Here is an 18,776-nt window from a genome sequence, read left to right on the forward strand (position 1 = left end):
TGTCATACGCCGCCAGACCCGCGCCTGACAACCACATGAAGATTTTCGCAATAACCCCCTTGCACCCCCCGGATGGCTTCGCTAATAACCGCCGCAGTTGGGGCGTCGCCAAGCGGTAAGGCATCGGTTTTTGGTACCGACATACGGAGGTTCGATCCCTCCCGCCCCAGCCAACTTCCAGTAACAATGTAAAACGACACCAATGCGATGACAGTGGCTGTGCTTTTTCTTTGTCGAATCAATGATCTCTGCGCCACACTTCATACAATGCAAAAACGGCGGCTCCTTTCGGAACCGCCGCAGTTACTTGCGAATGCAAGTGGTTCAGCTACACCCGCTCGTCCCGCCGCAGGTATTGCACTTCATGCAGGTGCCGTTGCGGACCAGCGTGTAGTTGCCGCATTCGCCGCAGGGGTCGCCCTCGTAGCCTTGCATTTTGGCTTTCACCCGCAGGTCCATCGTCACGGTACCTGTTGCCAGCGCGGTGGCGCCTCCCATCGCGCCGCTCATGGAACGCGCAGTTTCCGGGATCAGCATGTTCAACGTTGAAACCGGATCGGTGCCGTTGGCCAGCGCCGTCGCCCCCATGCCACCCTGCAGCACAACCAATTCCGACGGCAGGCGCTTGCGCAGATAGCCAGTGGAGCTGATTTGCTTCAGCACTTCCAACCCGCGAGTCGCCGCTTGGTCTGACAGTTCCGAGACGTTGCGCTTGCCTTCCTCGACCCCGCGGCCGAGATCGTCGAACGACGCACCTGTGGGTTTGACATGCGCGAGATCGGTACGGTCCAGATAGGAAATCGCCAACTCGCGGAAGATGTAATCCAGGATCGAGGTGGCGTTTTTCACCGAATCGTTGCCCTGCACCATGCCCGCAGGCTCGAAGCGGGTGAAGGTGAAGGCTTCGACATATTCCTCCAGCGGCACGCCGTATTGCAGGCCGACCGAGATCGCGATGGCGAAGTTGTTCATCATCGCGCGGAAGCCCGCACCTTCCTTGTGCATGTCGATGAAAATCTCACCCAAGCGGCCGTCGCCATATTCGCCAGTGCGCAGGTAAACCTTGTGGCCGCCGACGATGGCCTTTTGGGTGTAGCCCTTGCGACGCTCGGGCAGTTTTTCACGATTGGTGCGGATGATCTCTTTGTAGATGATCTTCTCGACGATTTTTTCAGCCAGAACCGCGGCTTTTTCCTGGTTGGAGCCCGAGGCCAAGATTTCTTCGGCCTCCTCGTCGTCTTCCACCAAGGCCGAAGCCAAGGGCTGCGACAGTTTTGATCCATCCCGATACAGCGCGTTTGCCTTGATGCCCAAGGACCACGACAACTCGTAAGCCGCCAAAGTCTCGGCAATTGTCGCAGTGTTCGGCATGTTGATGGTCTTGGAAATCGCCCCCGAGATGAACGACTGCGCCGCCGCCATCATGTAGATATGGCTGTCGACCGACAGGTAACGCTTGCCGGTTTTGCCGCAGGGATTGGCGCAATCGAACACCGAATAATGCTGCGGTTTCAGGAACGGCGCGCCTTCCAGTGTCATCGTGCCGCAAACATGGTCATTCGCCGCGTCGATCTGGGCTTTGGTAAAGCCAAGGTGGCGCAGCAGATCAAAGCTGGGGTCGCTGAGCTTTTCAGCCGGGATGCCGAGGGTTTTCTTGCAGAAATCCTCGCCAATCGTCCATTGGTTGAACACGAAGCGGATGTCGAAAGCCGAGGGCAAAGCCGCCTCGATCTTCTCCAATTCGCGCGCGCCAAAGCCGTGGCCGACAAGCGCCGTGGTGTTGATGCCGGGGCAGTTGCCGATCGAGCCGTGGCCGACGGCATAGGCCACGATTTCAGCGGCTTGGCTCGTGGTATAGCCAAGTTTCTCCAAGGCCGCAGGCACCGATTGGTTGATGATCTTGAAATAGCCACCGCCCGCGAGTTTCTTAAATTTCACCAGCGCGAAGTCAGGCTCGATGCCCGTGGTATCGCAATCCATCACCAGACCAATGGTGCCGGTGGGCGCGATCACCGTGGTTTGGGCGTTGCGGAAACCGTGGGCTTGCCCCAAGGTCAGCGCTTCATCCCAAGCGGATTTCGCAAGGGTGACAAGGGTTTGGTCCGGGCAGTTGGCCGCATCCAAGGCCACCGGATTGACGTTGACGGCCTCATAGCCGCTGGTCTTGCCGTAGGCGGCAGCGCGGTGGTTGCGGATGACCCGCAGCATGTGATGGGCGTTGCGAGCATAGCCGCTGAACGCACCGAGCTCCGATGCCATTTCGGCAGATGTCGCATAGCTGACGCCAGTCATCAGGGCGGTCAACGCCCCACAGTAGGCACGGCCTTCGGTGGAATCGTAGCCTAGACCCATGTTCATCAAAAGGCCGCCAATATTGGCATAGCCCAGACCCAAGGTGCGGAAATCATAGGACAGTTGCGCGATTTCCTTGCTGGGGAATTGCGCCATCATCACCGAGATTTCCAGCGTCACCGTCCAGAGCCGGGTGGCGTGGATATAGGAGTCGGCATCGAACTTGCCATCTTTGAAGAAGGTCAGCAGGTTCATCGAGGCGAGGTTGCAGGCGGTATCGTCGAGGAACATATATTCCGAGCAGGGGTTCGACCCCCGGATCGCGCCATCTTCCGGGCAGGTGTGCCAAGCGTTGACGGTGTCATGGAACTGGATGCCGGGATCGGCGCAGGCCCAGGCGGCATGGCCAACCTGATCCCACAGATCGCGGGCTTTCAGAGTTTTGGCGGTCTTGCCATCGGTACGGCGGATCAATGCCCAATCGGCATCGTCCTTGACGGCTTGCAGGAAGGCATCGGTGACACGGACCGAGTTGTTGGAGTTTTGACCGGAAACGGTGATGTAGGCCTCGGAATCCCAATCGACGTCATAGGTCGGAAATTCGATAGAGGTGAAGCCTTGGCGCGCATATTGCAGGATGCGGTTGGTATAAGTGTCGGGGATCATCGCCTTTTTGGCCGAGCGGATCGCGGCTTTCAGGGCCGGGTTCTTCGCCGGGTCAACCGAATCTTCGCCCGAGCCATCCCACTGGCGGATTGCGGTGAAAATTTCATTCAGCTTCAGCTCATGGGCTTTGGAACCGGCAACAAGACTTGCAACCTTTTGTTCCTCGATGACTTTCCAGTTCACGAAGGCTTCGACATCCGGGTGATCCATATCGCAGATCACCATCTTGGCCGCGCGCCGGGTGGTGCCACCAGATTTGATCGCGCCCGCCGCGCGGTCGCCAATTTTAAGGAAGCCCATCAGACCCGAGGATTTGCCGCCACCTGACAGCTTTTCACCCTCGCCACGCAAGGACGAGAAGTTCGTGCCAGTGCCCGATCCGTATTTGAACAGCCGCGCCTCACGCACCCAGAGATCCATGATGCCGCCGTCGCCGACCAGATCATCCTTCACCGATTGGATGAAGCAGGCGTGCGGCTGCGGATGCTCATAGGCGCTGGTGGATTTGGTCAACACGCCCGTCACATGATCAACGTAGTAGTGGCCTTGGCTTGGGCCGTCAATGCCGTAGGCCCAATGCAGGCCGGTGTTGAACCATTGCGGGCTATTCGGCGCAGCCATCTGCCGGGCCAGCATGAAGCGCATCTCGTCATAATAGGCGCGGGCATCGGCCTCGGTGGTGAAATAGCCACCCTTCCAACCCCAATAGGCCCATGCGCCCGCCAGACGGTCAAACACCTGCTTGGCCGAGGTTTCACCGACCAGACGCTCTTCCACCGGCAGGGCTGCCAGCGCCTCCTCATCGGGCACCGAGCGCCAGAGGAACTTCGGCAGATCTTTTTCACGCACGCGCTTCAGCCGTGCCGGAATGCCAGCCTTGCGGAAGTATTTCTGCGCCAGAACATCGGACGCCACCTGGCTCCACCCCTGCGGAACCTCGACGGCTTCGTTGCGGAACACCACTGTGCCGTCAGGGTTGCGAATCTCTGACACGGTGGTCGAAAACGCCATTGCGCCATAGGCACCGGTTGCTTCGGTGGTAAACTTCCGCTCGATCTTCATCTGCCTGTCCCATGTTTTCGCGCGGTTTCTGCTGAGCCGCGTCTGGTGTCCCACAATTCTTGCACCCAACCGCCCCTTGCTTGTCGCACCACCAAAACGGGCGCGGTGGCCCCATTGAGGGGCACAACTCAGGGTTGGGCATTCCGCTGACACACTATATCTTGTGGCTAGTGGTGGTGCGTCGTCAAACTGTCGCAAATCTTGGGCTGCATCAACGGATTTTTTACACTTACACACAAGATTTTGTGCTTGACGTGAAAGTCATACCTAGCAGTGGCTTCACGCCGATGTGAGCGTGGTGCCGCCCGTCGCGGTGCTGCCACGTTAATGTGCCATCGCAACTTGAACAAAATCCCAAGCATCACGGCACATTTGGCGAGTTTGGCTCATACGCCATCGCAGCGCGCTGATTCCTCCACAAGCTGTGGATAAGCCCGCGCGTCAGCGACGGTTGATCAAGATGATTCCCGCCGCGACAAATCCGGCCGCCATGATGAGGCCAAAAGACAACGCTTCGTCGAAAATTACATAACCCAGAGCGATGGCAAACAGCGGTGTCAGGAAGGAAAAGCTGGCGACGGTCGAAGTTGGATACACCGACAGCAGCCACAACCAACTGATGAATCCTCCCGCCACCACCACGCCTGCCTGAAACACCAACCAGAACCAGTGCATCAGTTCGACATCGCGGATCAACGGGCCGAAGAAAGGGGCGGCCAGCAACAAAATAGGGGCTGAAATCAAGACCATCCAGAACAACTGTGCCTCTGGCCCCGCTTCGCGCAGCCGGGTTTTGCGCGCCAGAAAGGCAGTGCCGGCCCAGCCCCAAGCGCCCCCCAAAGCGAACAGATCCCCGGCAATGCTGGCATGTCCCGAGGGGCTTTTCGACAGAATCGCCCAAGCGGTGCCAATGAAGGCCAGTCCCAGCCCGATTCCCCGCAGCCGGGTGATGCGCTCATTCGGCAGCCAGAAATGCGCCGCCACCGCCAGCCACAGCGGCATCGAATAAAAGATCACCGAGGCACGACCCACGGCTGTCAGATCAAGCGCCATGAACAAGCACAGAAATTCTGCGGCAAACACCGCACCGATCGCAAGGCCGGGGCCAAGATCAGCCCGCCTGATCCGACCCAAAAGCCCGCGATATTTCAGCCAGGCGACAACGAATACAATCGCCAGAGCCGAGCGCGCACCCGCGAAAAACACCGGCTGCAGCCCACGGTTGACCTCTTTCACCACGATTTGATTGACCGCCAACAGCAAGGTCACCGCCATCAAGGACGCCAGCCCTACCCCATCCAGCCGCTCTTTGCGCATCATGCCCTCGCTTTGGCGCCAACCTCTTGGGACGGGTCTGCGAAGTCAAGACGGGCCTGCGAAGTCAAGGCGTGCAAAAGCGCTGGCAGCACCGCGCGCTTTCCCTTACATGCGCTGCATCGAAGGGGGGGCTTGCCATGTCGGATCTGATTGCACGCGGTGTCGCAAAGGGCTTGCGGATGACCGATCAGCGCCGTGTGGTGGCGCGGGTGATCACGGCGGCCGAGGATCACCCGGATGTCGAAGAACTCTATGCCCGCGCGGTTCAGGTTGACCCCAAGATTTCGCTCGCCACTGTGTACCGGACGGTGAAGCTGTTCGAGGAATGCGGCCTGTTGGAGCGTCTCGAATTTGGCGATGGCCGCGCGCGCTATGAAGATGCCGAACGCGACCACCACGATCACCTGATTGATGTGAACACCGGGCAGGTCATTGAATTTGTCGATCCCGAGATTGAGGCCCTGCAAGAGCGCATTGCCGCGCGTCTGGGCTATCGCTTGATCGGACACAGGCTTGAGCTGCTGGGCGTTCCGGTCAAGAAGGGATAAAGTTTGGCCTCTGATAACCTGCGCGGCATCCTGTTCATGGTGGTGTCTATGGCCCTGTTCGGGCTGGAGGACATGTTTCTGAAATGGGCTGCCGCCAGCCTGCCGGTTGGCGAGATCGTCTTCGTCTCGGGTGTGTTTGGCGTGCCGGTGTTTGTCTTTATGGCTTGGCGGCAGGGGCATAAGGTGTTCACCAAAGCCGGCCTGCATCCTTGGGTTCTGGCGCGCGGTCTGGGCGAGATGGTTGGCACCTTCGCCTATATCACCGCCCTTGCAACGGTGCCGTTGTCGACGGTTTCCGCTGTATTGCAGGCGATGCCCTTGGCTGTGACGATGGCGGCGGCGGTGTTCATGCAAGAACAGGTCGGGTGGCGGCGTTGGTCGGCGATTGCGGTGGGCTTTGCGGGGGTGATGTTGGTGATCCGTCCGGGACTGGATGGTTTCCGTCCCGAGGCACTGTGGGTGCTGATCACCGTGGCCGGGCTAACCCTGCGTGACCTTGCGGCGCGCAAGATCCCGCCCGAATGTTCCACGGCACAGGTTTCGGCCTGGGGGCTGATCTCGGTCACACTTCTGGGGGCCTTGATGATGCTGGGCTCGGGTGAGGTTGTGATGCCAAGCCCATGGGAAGCCACGACTTTGCTGGGTGCTTTGGTATTCGGGACCGCAGGCTATTGGGCGATCATCGGGGCAACCCGCACCGGCGAAGTCTCGGTTGTGGCGCCCTTCCGCTATGTGCGGCTGGTGTTTGCCGTTCTGATCGGTGCCTTTGTTTTTGCCGAATGGCCCGATGTCATAACCCTGTGCGGCTCGGGGCTTATCGTCGCTTCTGGTCTGTATTCTTTCGCGCGCGAACGCGCCCGCAAACGCACACTTTCCTTGAACGCCCCCTTCGGCTAAGACGCCCAAGAGAGCACCATATCCGCCCATTTGGAGGCCTGTGACATGAGCACGATCATTGATATCCACGCCCGCGAGATTCTCGACAGCCGCGGCAATCCCACCGTTGAAGTTGACGTGCTGCTGGAAAGCGGCGCGCAGGGCCGCGCGGCAGTGCCCTCGGGCGCCTCTACCGGCGCACACGAGGCCAATGAGCGCCGCGATGGCGACAAATCCCGTTACATGGGCAAGGGCGTGTTGGAGGCAGTGGCCGCCGTCAACGGCGAAATTGCTGAAGAAATCGTAGGTTTTGACGCGACCGAACAGGTCGGCATCGACCGCACCATGATCGAATTGGACGGCACGCCGAACAAATCGCGTCTGGGTGCCAATGCGATCCTCGGGGTGTCTTTGGCAGTGGCGAAAGCCGCGGCAGAGTTCACCGGACAGCCGTTGTTCCGCTACGTCGGCGGCACCTCGGCGCGGATGTTGCCGGTGCCGATGATGAACATCATCAACGGCGGCGAACATGCGGATAACCCGATTGATATTCAGGAATTCATGATCATGCCGGTGGGCGCGGAAAACATCCGTGAAGCCATCCGGATGGGGTCGGAAGTGTTCCACACCCTTAAGAAAGAGCTGTCGGCGGCGGGCCACAACACCAACGTCGGCGATGAGGGCGGCTTTGCGCCGAACCTGAACTCTGCCCGTGATGCGCTTGATTTCATTCTGAAATCCATCGAGAAGGCGGGCTACAAACCCGGCGAGGATATGTTCCTGGCGCTGGATTGTGCGGCGACCGAATACTTCAAAGGCGGTCGGTATGAAATGAAGGGCGAGGGCAAATCCCTGTCCATCGAGGAGAATGTCGATTTCCTTGCGGGTCTGGCGAAAGACTACCCGATCATCTCGATCGAGGACGGTTGCTCGGAAGACGATTGGGCGGGCTGGAAGCTGCTGACCGACAAGCTGGGCGACAAAATCCAACTGGTGGGCGACGATCTGTTCGTGACCAACCCGCGCCGTCTGGCCGAAGGCATCAAGGCCGGTTGCGCGAATTCGATGCTGGTGAAAGTCAACCAGATCGGCACCCTGACCGAGACGTTGCAGGCCGTCGATATGGCGCATCGCGCGCGGTATACCAATGTCATGAGCCATCGCTCCGGCGAAACCGAAGACAGCACGATTGCTGATCTGGCAGTTGCGACCAACTGCGGTCAGATCAAAACCGGATCGTTGTCGCGCTCGGATCGGTTGGCGAAATACAACCAGCTGATCCGCATCGAAGAAATGCTGGGTGAGACGGCGGAATACGCGGGTCGCTCGATCCTGCGTGGCTGAGCGTTAGCCTTACACCGTAAACAGCACCACGCGAGGCACCAGCTTCGCGTGGTTTTTTCATTGCTAGGACAGCGGTTTCAACAGGCGGCTGGGGCGGAAATCGGCCAGTAGCGGGGAGTTGTCGCCCTGCCCCAGAATCTCTGCCGCCAAGGCCTCTCCGGCGAGGGCCGCAAGCGTGACGCCAGAATGCATGACCGCCATGCTCAGCCCCGGCTGCACCACACCGATCAGCGGCAGGCCATCGCCGGGCACCGGGCGGTAGCCAAGCGCAAAACGGTCCAACTCTACCGGTGCATCGAACAGCGCACGCAGCCGGATCAGCGTCGCCTCGGCCATTGCGGCAGGATCGGCAACTGCCTCAGCTACATCGGCCTGATGGTTGGCAACACCGGGGGCGAGCAAGGCACCGCTGGGGTCCTGACGGATTTCCTGATCGGGGGTGACGAGGATATGGTTCACGCGCCAGCTCACGGGTTTGCTGTAAACCATGATGCCGGGGCGCCGTCGCATTGGCAGACCAAGACCGAGCGGAGCCAGCAAGGCGGGTGTGGCGACGCCAGCCGCCAGAACCGTATGGTCCGCCGTAAACGGGCCGATAGCGGTGCGCGCACCTTTGATCTGACCCACGACCTCAATCAATGATTTGGCAGCAATGCCACTCAGCACTTTTGCCCCAGAAGCCGCGAGCAAAGCGCGGGTCAGCGCCGCCGGATCGACCGCTCCTTCGGTTGGGAAACGCAGCGCGCGGCTGGGGCGGCGGGCGAGATGCGGCTCTAACTTGGCGATTTCGGTGCTTGTCAGCGGTATGGCGGGATAGCCGAGTGCAGCCAGTTCGGCGGCTTTCTGGTCCAAACCCGTCCCCTCATCCTCAAACCACAAGGTGCCTTGCCAGTTCGGAGCATGGTCCGGTAGCAGGGCGGCAAGGCGGTGATGCGCGGCCATTGCGGCAACGCGCAGATGGTGGTGGCTGGTGGATTCATAGAAACTGGCGTTGATCCAACCAAAACTGCGGCCAGAGGCGGCACTGGCGGGGGCTGCGGCCTCCAGCACCGTCACCACAGCACCTTGGCGGGACAGCTGAAAAGCAAGGCTGGCCCCGATGATGCCCGCGCCGATGATCAGAATAGATTGCGCCATGTCGCCCCCTTTTCGGCCAAGTTGGCATGAGGGCGGGGCGATGGAAAGAGAGCCTTGCGCGGGCAAATGAGCCGCGGCAGAGTGCCGCGATGGATCAAAAAAGCTTTGTCTCGAATCTTGCGCCGGATGTGCGGGCGCAGTTGTTGGCGCGGTCGGATCGCGCGGGGCTGTTGCATCTGACCGGGCATCTTGGCGCAATCATTTTGGTGGGCGCGTTGATTGGCTTTGGCGTGCCGGGCTGGTGGGCGCTGCTGCCTGTGCAGGGCGTGTTGCTGGTGTTCCTGTTCACGCTGGAACATGAGGCAACACATAAGACGCCGTTTGCCTCTGAACGGCTGAATGAGGCTGTTGGACATTTGTGTGGATTTCTGTTGCTGCTGCCGTTTCAGTGGTTTCGCTACTTTCATCTTGCGCATCATCGCTGGACCAATCTTGCGGGCAAAGACCCAGAGCTGGCTTCGGAAAAGCCAAGCGGATTAATGGCTTGGCTTTGGCATGTTTCGGGCCTGCCCTATTGGATTGCCGAGGCTCGTCTGCTGTTTGATCTGGCGCGCGGGCGGGCTGAGGGGGAATATCTGCCCACCAGCGCCCTGCCCCGGATTGTAACCGAGGCGCGTTGGATGGCCCTGGGCTACACGCTGGTTTTGGCAAGTTTGCTGATCAGCCCGCTGCTGTTTTGGGTCTGGCTGCTGCCTCTGGTTCTTGGCCAGCCCGCGCTGCGGTTGTATCTGTTGGCCGAGCATGGCGACTGCCCGCAGGTGGTGAATATGTTTGAAAACACCCGAACCACCTTTACCACAGCGCTGATGCGGTTTTTGGCGTGGAACATGCCCTATCATGTCGAACACCACGTTTATCCTGCGGTGCCGTTTCATCAATTGCCCCGCTTGCACCGCTTGATGAAGGATGACCTGCGCGAGACCGCCGACGGTTATGCGGCCTTTACCAAGGGCTATCTGGCGCGGCGAATGTAATGGTTACAAGTTAGCCGTGGCGTGAGGCTTGGCGCAGGGGTAGCTAGAGCCATGGAAAATTTACCCCCGAAGAACGAAGACTCGCTGCGTGGCTTTGGTTTCGCGCTGACCGCCTATCTGCTGTGGGGATTTTTGCCGATCTTCATGAAGGCGGTGGCACATATCTCGCCTGCGGAAGTGATCGCGCATCGGGTGATCTGGTCGATTCCGATTGCGGGCGCGGTGCTGTGGGCAACGGGGCGGACGGCGGATTTGTGGGTGGCGTTACGCACCCCCCGGATGCTGCTGATGGGCTTCGCGACAGCGGCACTGATCTCTGTCAACTGGGGGATCTACGTCTGGTCGATTGGGGCTGGCCACGCGCTGGATGCGGCGTTGGGCTATTATATCAACCCATTGTTCTCGGTATTTCTGGGCGCCGTGCTGCTGGGTGAGCGGCTGAGCATGGCGCAGAAGTGGGCGATTGCACTGGCGGCTTTGGCGGTGCTGGTGCTGACGATTGAGGCGGGCAAGCTGCCACTGGTGGCTTTGGGGCTGACGGTTACATGGGGGATCTATGCCTACCTCAAGAAATCGCTGCCCATCGGGCCAAACCAAGGATTTTTCCTAGAGGTGCTGATCCTTTTGCCCTTCGCAATGGGCTATGTGATCTGGGCCGAGGTGACGGGAAGCAGTCATTTCATGGCCGGCGTGACTTCGGACACTGCGTTGCTGCTGGCTTGTGGGCTGGTGACGGCGGTGCCATTGATGGTTTACGCCAATGGTGCCAAGTTGCTGCGGCTGTCAACGATTGGCATCATGCAGTATATCGCGCCGACGATGATTTTCCTGACAGCGGTGTTCGTGTTTGGCGAGCCGTTCGGTCGTGGCAAGATGATCGCGTTTCCGATGATCTGGGTGGCGCTGGTCATCTATACGGTGTCGATGGTGCGGCAAGCACGCGCGGCGGGGAAGTAGCGCCTAGGGGCGACTGATCTGACCACCGCCAACCGCTGCGGACACGCCTGTGGTGCTGGAACAGGACGTTGGCAGCCCATACGCCACACGCGCCGCGAGATAAGCGAAAGCCTGCGCTTCCAGCATGTCGCCGTTTAGCCCAGCAGTTTCAATGGGTTCGACGCGGCAAGCCATGCGCCGGGAAAGCTCGGCCATCAGCGTGGCATTGTGGCGCCCCCCCCCGGCGACAAGCAGGCGTGTGATGGGTTTGGGGAAATGCTCGGCGGCTTTGGCGACCGAAGCGGCGGCGATAGCGGTCAGGGTGGCAGCGGCATCGGCGTTGGAAAGCCTATGGGTTTTCTTGAAAAACGGTTGGAAATCGTTGCGGTCGAGCGATTTCGGCGGGATTTTGTGGAAATAGGCCTGGGTAAGGAAGGCTTTGACCAAGCCCTCATCCACCCGACCCGTCGCAGCCAGCGCCCCGCCCTCATCGTGGCTGAGACCCAAGCGGATCTGCATCAGATCGTTGACAGGCGCGTTGGCGGGGCCGGTGTCAAACGCCAGCAAAGCGCCGGGGATTTCCGGGCTGGGCAGGCTTGGGTCGATCCATGTCACATTGCCGACACCGCCCAGGTTCAGGATCGCCAAAGGCTCGGTCGCCTTGATCCATTTGGCACAAGCAAAGTGAAAGAACGGGGCCAAGGGCGCGCCTTGTCCGCCCATTGCGACGTCATTGGAGCGGAAATCCCAGACCACCGGCAGGTTCATCGCTTGTGCCAGCAACCCGCCATTGCCCGCCTGATGGGTGCGGCCCTGCACCGGATCATGCGCAAGGGTTTGGCCGTGAAAGCCGATCATCTCGGCGCCGGAAAACCGTGCCAGCAATTCGGCATGGGCGGTTTCCACCACCTCTGCGGCGGCGGCAACGGCGGGATCGCCCGGCCATTGTCCGAAGGCGGCGCGGATCACCGATTGCTCGGCGGCGCTGTAGGGGCGGTAGGCATCGGGGCCAAACTCAAGGATCGCGTGGCCATCGGTGCGCAGCAACGCGGCATCGACACCGTCCAGCGAGGTGCCCGACATTGTGCCCAAAACCCAAACTGCCCCCTGTTTCGCCATCTTCCCCTTGGCCCCCTCGCCCGCTATACCACCCGGACCTTAAAGCATGAGTGTGCCATGACCTACCATCCGAAATCTGATTTCATGCGTGTGATGTTCGAGCGCGGCTTCGTTGCCGATTGCACGGATTATCAGGCGCTTGACGAGGCATTGGTTAAAGGCGTGGTGCCTGCCTATATCGGCTATGATGCCACGGCAGCAAGCTTGCATGTCGGCCATCTGATGAACATCATGGTGCTGCGCTGGTTGCAAAAGACCGGGCACAAGCCGATCACGCTGATGGGTGGCGGCACAACCAAGGTGGGCGATCCGTCGTTCCGTGCCGAAGAACGCCCGCTGCTGACGCCGGAAAAGATCGACGAGAATATCGCAGGCTTGAAGAAGGTGTTCGCGAAATACCTGACCTACGGCGACGGTGCAACCGAGGCCGTGATGCTGAACAATGCCGAATGGCTGGATCATCTGAACTACCTCGATTTCCTGCGCGATATCGGGCGGCATTTTTCGGTCAACCGGATGCTGTCGTTTGAAAGCGTCAAGTCGCGGCTGGACCGCGAGCAAAGCCTGTCGTTCCTTGAATTCAACTACATGATCCTGCAAGCCTATGATTTTCTTGAAATCCATCGCCGCTATGGCTGTCTGTTGCAGATGGGCGGATCGGATCAATGGGGCAATATCATCAACGGCGTGGACCTGACGCGCCGCGTGGTGGACCATGAAATCTGGGGGCTGACGACGCCGCTGTTGACCACTTCGGACGGTCGCAAGATGGGCAAATCGGCAAGCGGAGCGGTGTGGCTGAATGGCGATATGCTGTCATCCTATGAGTTCTGGCAATTCTGGCGCAACACCACCGATGCCGATGTTGGCAAGTTCCTGAAAATCTTCACCGAACTTCCGGTGGAGGAATGTGATCGGCTTGGGGCTTTGTCGGGGTCAGAGATCAATCTGGGCAAGATCATTCTGGCCAACCACGCCACCACCCTGTTGCATGGCGCCGAAGCAGCGGCTACGGCGGAAGCCACAGCACGCGAAGTGTTCGAAAAGGGCGGCGTGGGCGATGATCTGCCGACACTGAAGGTGTCCCCTGCGGAAGTGTCCGAGGGCTTGGGTATCGTGCAACTGTTCGTGCGCGCCGGGCTCGCGGCCACTGGCAAGGATGCCAAACGCCTGATCCAAGAGGGTGGCGCGCGCATGAATGACGAACTGGTGACGGACGCGGGCCTGCGCGTCGGGGCTGGCATGCTGGCAGAACCGCTTAAACTGACTGCGGGCAAGAAACGTCATGCCTTGGTGGTTCTGGACTAGATCAGCGGTTTTCAGCGTAGATGAAATGAAAAAGGGGGCCATTGCGGCCCCCTTTTGTTTATGAATAAACGTTCGCTCTATGTGAACGAATGTTCTTATTCCTGCACGGTGACTTTCGTCATCACATCCGGCGCAGAAGGCGGCTCGCCGCGTTGGATCGCATCGACCACGTCCATGCCTTTGATCACCTTGCCGACCACAGTGTATTGGCCGTTCAGGAAATCGCCCGGAGCGAACATGATGAAGAACTGGCTGTTGGCAGAATCGGGGTCGTTCGATCGCGCCATGCCAACGACGCCGCGCGCAAACGGCACGTCCGAGAATTCAGCCGGGATGTCCGGCATATCCGACCCACCCATGCCTGCCATCGAGGTCTCGCCGGATGTCTTGCCATATTGCACGTCACCGGTTTGCGCCATGAAACCGTCAATCACGCGGTGGAACACCACGCCATCATAGGCCCCCGACTTCGCCAAGGCGACGATTTGGGCCACATGTTTCGGTGCGTCTTTGGTGTCGAGATCAATTACAATCTCACCCTTCGCCGCGCCATCCACTTCGATCACAAGGTTCGGGCCGGGGCCGTCGCCTTCGGCAAAGGCCGGGGCGGCGGTCAGCAGCAAAGCGGCAAGCACATTACGCAACATCAGCTGCCACCCGCACGGTGATCATACGATCCGGGCTTGCCGGCGGCTCGCCACGGGCGATTTTATCAACATGTTCCATGCCTTTGATCACCCGGCCGTAAACCGTGTATTGGCGGTTCAGGAAGTGGTTGTCGGAAAAGTTGATGAAAAACTGGCTGTTGGCCGAGTTCGGGCTGGACGAACGCGCCGCGCCAATCGTGCCACGGTCATGCGGAATGCCAGAAAACTCTGCCGGAAGATCCGGGTGCTCGGACCCACCCGTGCCGGCGCGGCGCAGGTTGAAATCGCTTTCCATGTTGCCATTGGCGACATCGCCGGTCTGCGCCATGAAGCCGTCAATCACGCGGTGGAAGCAGACGTTGTCATAGGCCTTGGCCCGCGCGAGGGTCTTCATCCGCTCGACATGTTTCGGTGCGATATCGGCCAGCATCTCCAGCACAACCTCGCCGTCCTTCAGGGTGATGATGATGGTGTTTTCCGGGTCTTTGATCTCGGCCATGGGGCGCATCCTTATTTTGATCTGGGGCGGAAAGTAACCATCCACGGGCAGAAGGGGAAGGGCTATAGGTTGACGAATGCGTCAGATCGGCGGAAACAGTTGCAAACAGTTATGGAGGCATCAATGGCCTGGAAGACGATCGACGATATGGCGCTGGCGGGAAAAACCGTGCTGACGCGGGTGGATATCAACGTGCCGATGGAAAACGGCATGGTGAGTGACGCGACGCGGATCGAAAAGATCGTCCCCACGGTTGAGGATCTGATCGCCCGCGGGGCCAAGGTGGTTCTGCTGGCGCATTTTGACCGCCCAAAAGGCAAGGTCGTGCCCGAAATGAGCCTGTCGCATATCCGGGGCGCGCTTGAGGCAGCTTTGGGTCGCAAGGTGGTCTTTGGCGCAGATTGTGTGGGCGATGTGGCCAAGGCCGCGATTGCGCAGGCGGCACAGGGGGATGTGGTGTTGCTGGAAAACACCCGGTTCCATGGCGGGGAAGAGAAGAACGATCCGAAGCTCGCTGCCGAGATGGCGGCTTTGGGCGACGTGTTCGTGAATGATGCCTTCTCGGCGGCGCACCGGGCGCATGCCTCGACTGCGGGACTGGCGCATCTGTTGCCCTCGGCGGCGGGGCGGTTGATGGAGGCGGAGTTGAAGGCGCTGGAGGCGGCGTTGGGTGATCCGGTGCGGCCGGTGGTGGCTGTTGTTGGCGGGGCGAAGGTCTCGACCAAGCTGGAACTGCTGGGCAATCTGGTCGGCAAGGTCGATCATCTGGTGATCGGCGGCGGGATGGCGAACACGTTTTTGGTCGCCCAAGGGGTTGAGGTTGGCAAGTCTCTGGCCGAGCGGGACATGGCCGCGACGGCGCTGGAGATCATAGAGAAGGCCAAGGCTTCGGGCTGCGTGATTCATTTGCCCGTCGATGTGGTGGTGGCGCGCGAGTTCAAGGCAGGGGCGGCGAATGAGACGGTCCCGGTCAAGGACTGCCCGAGCGATGCGATGATCCTGGATGCGGGGCCGAAGACGGTGGCGGCGCTGACGAAGGTGTTTGAGGGCTGCAAGACCCTGATCTGGAACGGGCCGCTGGGGGCGTTTGAGATTGAGCCGTTCAATGCGGCCACGAATGCGGCGGCGCGGGCTGCGGCAAGGCTGACCAAGGCGGGGAAATTGGTTTCGGTCGCCGGGGGCGGCGATACGGTGGCGGCTTTGAATCAGGCCGGGGCTGCGCAGGATTTCACCTTTATTTCCACCGCTGGCGGAGCTTTCCTGGAGTGGATGGAGGGGAAGACTTTGCCGGGGGTTGCGGCCTTGGGGTGAGGTGTCCACGCGTGGACAAGGCCTTGATTTACAATAAATCAAAGGGTTACAGGGTCGCGGTAAGGGTCTATTAACCCTATAACGCGCTGGGATGGCGGCTTCGCCCCCGGCGCGTTTGCATATTCAGCGCAGTTTGCGCTTTGCGCGTTCGGGCCGCCTGCCCTTTTAACATGGCAGAGGCTGCACCCGAGGGGGGTGGTTGTCGCTGGGCCGCCATACCGCGAAAGCGCCGGTGCTGCGCGCATTTTGCTGGCGTTGGACGGGACCGCTTTGCATGATCGGGCGGCAGCAGGGGAGTGACGTATGGCGATCTGGGCTTTGGTGACCGGGGCTTCCGAGGGGCTGGGGCGGGAGTTTGCCACTTTGGCGGCCAAGGACGGCTTTGATGTCATCCTGACCGCGCGTTCGGTCGACAAGCTTCAGACCCATGCGGCCAGCTTGCGGCGGGCTTATAATGTGGCTGTCGAGGTGATCCCGGCTGATCTGACCGATCCGGTGGCGGTGGAACGGGTGTGGGATCAGGCGAGTGCCGGGCGGCAGATTGGTGTGTTGGTCAATAATGCGGGGCTTGGACGCAATGGCGATCTGACCGATGCTGAGGGCTGGGCGCGCGAAGCCGACAGCATCGCGGTGAATGTGATTGCGGCGACGATTCTGCTGAAGCGGGCGGCGGCGCATATGAAAGCCCAAGGGGCGGGTCGGATCTTGAATGTCGCCTCGGTGGCGGGCTTTCTGCCCGGCCCGCATATGGCGGTTTATCATGCGACCAAGGCCTATCTGCTCAGCCTGTCGGAAGCCGTAGCAGAGGAATTGCGCGGCTCGGGCGTGACGGTGACGGCGGTATGTCCGGGGCCGACCGCGACACAGTTTTTCGCAAGCGATCAGGCCGAGAAAGCGACTTTGGCTACGCGGTTGCCGCTGCCTTCGGCGCAGAGCGTGGCGCAGGCGGGGTGGCAAGCCGCGGCGCAGGGGCGACGGGTGAAGGTGGTGGGCGGCCTTAACAAGCTGCTCGCCTTCCTGCCCCGGCTTGCGCCGCGCCGTCTGATGGCATTTTTCAGCGGGATTGCTCTTAAAAGACGCTGGTAAAGCGTTGTTAGCGCAACCAATATTGCGCCACGCTTTGAACCTTTCTACCACCAAACTGACCTTTCCCGGATGGAGCATAAGATGCGCGCGACCAAAGCTGTTCAGAAGATCCTTGCCAATTACGAAGGCGAAACCCCCGGCGTGAAGGCCAATCTGTGCCGGATGCTGATGGAGGGGAAACTTGGCGGCACCGGCAAGATGATCATTCTGCCGGTGGATCAGGGCTTTGAGCATGGACCGGCGCGGAATTTCGCGGTCAATCCGGCGGGCTATGACCCGCATTACCACTACCAACTGGCGATTGATGCCGGGCTGAACGCGTTTGCTTCGCCTTTGGGGATGCTGGAAGCAGGTGCGGATACCTTTGCAGGCCAGATCCCGACGATCTTGAAAGTGAACTCGGCCAACAGCCTGATGTCGGACACGGCAGGCAAGAATCAGGCGGTGACAGCATCGGTCGATGATGCTTTGCGTCTGGGCTGTGCGGCGATTGGCTTTACGATCTATCCCGGCTCGGACATGCAGCTGGAGATGTATGAAGAAATTGTCGAGATGCGCAAAGAGGCTGCGGCCAAGGGCGTGGCGACGGTGATCTGGTCTTATCCGCGTGGGGAGGCGATCTCCAAAGATGGCGAAACCGCGATTGACGTGGCGGCCTATGCGGCACAGATCGCGGCACTTCTGGGCGCGCATATCATCAAGATCAAGCTGTCGACCGATCATCTGATGCTGGCTGAGGCGAAGAAGGTCTATGAGAAAGAGCAGATCGACATCGCGACCCAAGCGGCACGGGTGAAGCATTGCATGGATGCAAGCTTTGCGGGTCGTCGGATTGTGGTGTTCTCGGGTGGGGCTGCCAAGGGCGCGGATGCGGTCTATGATGACGCGCGTGCCATTCGCGATGGTGGCGGCAACGGCTCGATCATCGGGCGCAACAGCTTCCAGCGCAAACGCGAGGATGCTTTGGCGATGCTGTCGAAACTGGTCGATATCTACAAAGGCAAAGCCTGATGCGCTTGGCCCCTGCCCTTGCAGTTCTGCTGTGGGTGGCGGGGGCCGCTGCGGCACAAGACACCGAGGCCCTGCCAGCGGGCTATCCGCCGAAACTGGGCGGTGCTGCGGGGCAACTGGGCGGCAAGCCCGCGGCTTGGGAGTTTTTCGATTTCTCGATCGGGGCGTTTGATGCCTCGGCTTGGGTTGATAGCGATTATGAGACCAAGGCGGTTCAGTTGAAGCTGATGGGTTACGCGCCGGGGCAACCGAATGACATGCGGTTTCGGCTGTGGGCAAAGGGTGATTTCGGGCCAGCGTTTCGCAGCGGTGCGGCTGAGGCGCCTGTGGTCGAAGTGCTGCGGGACGATGATATTGAAGGGCCACGGCTGTCATCGCAAGGTCAGCAGGCCGAGATGGTGATTGAGAGCATCGGGCCAAAGCAAGACAACTCTTATCTGCGCCATGTCACCGGACGGCTGACGGCGCGGCTTTGTCCGCAGGACTGGCTGTTCAAGAGCTGTCAGGACATTGACCTGCGCTTTGAAACCGATGTGCAGATGGGCAGCGCCGTGGTGGTGCAAGAGTAAGCTGATGTGTGCAAGCATTTGAAGCTGCGTGGCAATCGTCGCGCGGTTTTTTCAGATCAGGGATTTCCTTGCAG

General features: G+C 60.1%; 16 protein-coding genes and 1 tRNA gene. 11 read left to right on the forward strand and 6 right to left on the reverse strand.

Annotated features, from left to right (window positions below; genetic code table 11):
* Window positions 1-98 precede the first annotated feature (98 nt).
* Window positions 99-173 (forward strand) — tRNA-Gln (locus U1A24_RS18300).
* Window positions 174-324: 151 nt separating this feature from the next.
* Here the strand turns inward: U1A24_RS18300 and U1A24_RS18305 are convergent.
* Both U1A24_RS18305 and U1A24_RS18310 read right to left on the reverse strand, forming a co-directional pair.
* Window positions 325-4,020: a vitamin B12-dependent ribonucleotide reductase gene (locus tag U1A24_RS18305; protein ID WP_322323417.1), complete on the reverse strand. Its 3,696-nt coding sequence runs from the start codon at window positions 4,018-4,020 to the stop codon at window positions 325-327.
* 441 nt (window positions 4,021-4,461) lie between these two features.
* Window positions 4,462-5,340, reverse strand: a complete 879-nt coding sequence (locus tag U1A24_RS18310; RefSeq protein WP_322323418.1) for a DMT family transporter — start codon at window positions 5,338-5,340, stop codon at window positions 4,462-4,464.
* A gap of 134 nt (window positions 5,341-5,474) precedes the next feature.
* Between U1A24_RS18310 and U1A24_RS18315 the strand changes: the two genes are divergently transcribed.
* Genes U1A24_RS18315 through eno form a run of 3 tightly spaced genes read left to right on the forward strand, consistent with a single transcriptional unit; the run spans window position 5,475 to window position 8,105 of the window.
* A complete protein-coding gene (locus tag U1A24_RS18315) occupies window positions 5,475-5,885 on the forward strand; it encodes a Fur family transcriptional regulator (RefSeq protein WP_322323419.1) in 411 nt (136 codons plus the stop codon).
* Window positions 5,886-5,888: 3 nt separating this feature from the next.
* Window positions 5,889-6,782: a DMT family transporter gene (locus tag U1A24_RS18320; protein ID WP_322323420.1), complete on the forward strand. Its 894-nt coding sequence runs from the start codon at window positions 5,889-5,891 to the stop codon at window positions 6,780-6,782.
* Between the two features lie 45 nt (window positions 6,783-6,827).
* Window positions 6,828-8,105, forward strand: a complete 1,278-nt coding sequence (gene eno / locus U1A24_RS18325) for a phosphopyruvate hydratase (protein WP_322323421.1) — start codon at window positions 6,828-6,830, stop codon at window positions 8,103-8,105.
* A 63-nt stretch (window positions 8,106-8,168) separates the two neighbouring features.
* On the opposite strand, the gene U1A24_RS18330 is transcribed toward eno, so the two are convergent.
* Complete coding sequence (locus U1A24_RS18330) at window positions 8,169-9,242, reverse strand: FAD-dependent oxidoreductase (RefSeq protein ID WP_322323422.1); 1,074 nt, start codon at window positions 9,240-9,242, stop codon at window positions 8,169-8,171.
* 89 nt (window positions 9,243-9,331) lie between these two features.
* On the opposite strand from U1A24_RS18330, the gene U1A24_RS18335 reads away from it, so the two are divergent.
* Together U1A24_RS18335 and rarD are read left to right on the forward strand one after the other, a co-directional pair.
* Window positions 9,332-10,216 (forward strand): fatty acid desaturase, encoded by an 885-nt coding sequence (locus tag U1A24_RS18335; protein WP_322323423.1) that lies wholly within the window; start codon window positions 9,332-9,334, stop codon window positions 10,214-10,216.
* A gap of 51 nt (window positions 10,217-10,267) precedes the next feature.
* Window positions 10,268-11,173 carry an EamA family transporter RarD gene (gene rarD / locus U1A24_RS18340; RefSeq protein WP_322323424.1) on the forward strand — a complete coding sequence of 302 codons (906 nt, stop codon included), beginning with the start codon at window positions 10,268-10,270 and terminating at the stop codon, window positions 11,171-11,173.
* Between the two features lie 3 nt (window positions 11,174-11,176).
* Here rarD and U1A24_RS18345 read toward each other — a convergent pair whose 3' ends face one another.
* Window positions 11,177-12,271: an anhydro-N-acetylmuramic acid kinase gene (locus U1A24_RS18345; protein WP_322323425.1), complete on the reverse strand. Its 1,095-nt coding sequence runs from the start codon at window positions 12,269-12,271 to the stop codon at window positions 11,177-11,179.
* 57 nt (window positions 12,272-12,328) lie between these two features.
* Between U1A24_RS18345 and tyrS the strand changes: the two genes are divergently transcribed.
* Window positions 12,329-13,579: a tyrosine--tRNA ligase gene (tyrS, locus tag U1A24_RS18350; protein ID WP_322323426.1), complete on the forward strand. Its 1,251-nt coding sequence runs from the start codon at window positions 12,329-12,331 to the stop codon at window positions 13,577-13,579.
* Window positions 13,580-13,674: 95 nt separating this feature from the next.
* On the opposite strand, the gene U1A24_RS18355 is transcribed toward tyrS, so the two are convergent.
* Both U1A24_RS18355 and U1A24_RS18360 read right to left on the reverse strand, forming a co-directional pair.
* Window positions 13,675-14,226 carry a peptidylprolyl isomerase gene (locus U1A24_RS18355; RefSeq protein ID WP_322323427.1) on the reverse strand — a complete coding sequence of 184 codons (552 nt, stop codon included), beginning with the start codon at window positions 14,224-14,226 and terminating at the stop codon, window positions 13,675-13,677.
* Window positions 14,216-14,725, reverse strand: a complete 510-nt coding sequence (locus U1A24_RS18360; RefSeq protein ID WP_322323428.1) for a peptidylprolyl isomerase — start codon at window positions 14,723-14,725, stop codon at window positions 14,216-14,218. The genes U1A24_RS18355 and U1A24_RS18360 overlap by 11 nt, the downstream gene beginning before the upstream one ends.
* Before the next feature lie 123 nt (window positions 14,726-14,848).
* Here U1A24_RS18360 and U1A24_RS18365 point away from each other — a divergent pair, with 123 nt between their 5' ends.
* From U1A24_RS18365 to U1A24_RS18380, 4 genes are all read left to right on the forward strand, one after another.
* On the forward strand, window positions 14,849-16,036 hold the full coding sequence (locus U1A24_RS18365; protein WP_322323429.1) for a phosphoglycerate kinase: 1,188 nt from the start codon (window positions 14,849-14,851) through the stop codon (window positions 16,034-16,036).
* Window positions 16,037-16,339: 303 nt separating this feature from the next.
* Window positions 16,340-17,122, forward strand: a complete 783-nt coding sequence (locus tag U1A24_RS18370) for an SDR family oxidoreductase (protein WP_322323430.1) — start codon at window positions 16,340-16,342, stop codon at window positions 17,120-17,122.
* Window positions 17,123-17,203: 81 nt separating this feature from the next.
* On the forward strand, window positions 17,204-18,133 hold the full coding sequence (locus tag U1A24_RS18375; protein WP_322323431.1) for a class I fructose-bisphosphate aldolase: 930 nt from the start codon (window positions 17,204-17,206) through the stop codon (window positions 18,131-18,133).
* Window positions 18,133-18,702, forward strand: coding sequence for a hypothetical protein (locus U1A24_RS18380; RefSeq protein WP_322323432.1), 570 nt, complete (start codon window positions 18,133-18,135; stop codon window positions 18,700-18,702). Before U1A24_RS18375 ends, U1A24_RS18380 begins: the two co-directional genes overlap by 1 nt.
* Window positions 18,703-18,776 lie beyond the last annotated feature (74 nt).

The organism is Cypionkella sp., assembly GCF_034376685.1.
Taxonomy (GTDB): domain Bacteria; phylum Pseudomonadota; class Alphaproteobacteria; order Rhodobacterales; family Rhodobacteraceae; genus Cypionkella.

Bases quoted from the DNA above. Each gene is read 5' to 3' on its own strand.
- U1A24_RS18305 (WP_322323417.1), bottom strand. From the start codon at position 4,020: ATGAAGATCGAGCGGAAGTTTACCACCGAAGCAACCGGTGCCTATGGC.
- U1A24_RS18310 (WP_322323418.1), bottom strand. From the start codon at position 5,340: ATGATGCGCAAAGAGCGGCTGGATGGGGTAGGGCTGGCGTCCTTGATG.
- U1A24_RS18315 (WP_322323419.1), top strand. From the start codon at position 5,475: ATGTCGGATCTGATTGCACGCGGTGTCGCAAAGGGCTTGCGGATGACC.
- eno (WP_322323421.1), top strand. From the start codon at position 6,828: ATGAGCACGATCATTGATATCCACGCCCGCGAGATTCTCGACAGCCGC.
- U1A24_RS18330 (WP_322323422.1), bottom strand. From the start codon at position 9,242: ATGGCGCAATCTATTCTGATCATCGGCGCGGGCATCATCGGGGCCAGC.
- U1A24_RS18335 (WP_322323423.1), top strand. From the start codon at position 9,332: ATGGATCAAAAAAGCTTTGTCTCGAATCTTGCGCCGGATGTGCGGGCG.
- rarD (WP_322323424.1), top strand. From the start codon at position 10,268: ATGGAAAATTTACCCCCGAAGAACGAAGACTCGCTGCGTGGCTTTGGT.
- U1A24_RS18345 (WP_322323425.1), bottom strand. From the start codon at position 12,271: ATGGCGAAACAGGGGGCAGTTTGGGTTTTGGGCACAATGTCGGGCACC.
- tyrS (WP_322323426.1), top strand. From the start codon at position 12,329: ATGACCTACCATCCGAAATCTGATTTCATGCGTGTGATGTTCGAGCGC.
- U1A24_RS18355 (WP_322323427.1), bottom strand. From the start codon at position 14,226: ATGTTGCGTAATGTGCTTGCCGCTTTGCTGCTGACCGCCGCCCCGGCC.
- U1A24_RS18360 (WP_322323428.1), bottom strand. From the start codon at position 14,725: ATGGCCGAGATCAAAGACCCGGAAAACACCATCATCATCACCCTGAAG.
- U1A24_RS18365 (WP_322323429.1), top strand. From the start codon at position 14,849: ATGGCCTGGAAGACGATCGACGATATGGCGCTGGCGGGAAAAACCGTG.
- U1A24_RS18370 (WP_322323430.1), top strand. From the start codon at position 16,340: ATGGCGATCTGGGCTTTGGTGACCGGGGCTTCCGAGGGGCTGGGGCGG.
- U1A24_RS18375 (WP_322323431.1), top strand. From the start codon at position 17,204: ATGCGCGCGACCAAAGCTGTTCAGAAGATCCTTGCCAATTACGAAGGC.
- U1A24_RS18380 (WP_322323432.1), top strand. From the start codon at position 18,133: ATGCGCTTGGCCCCTGCCCTTGCAGTTCTGCTGTGGGTGGCGGGGGCC.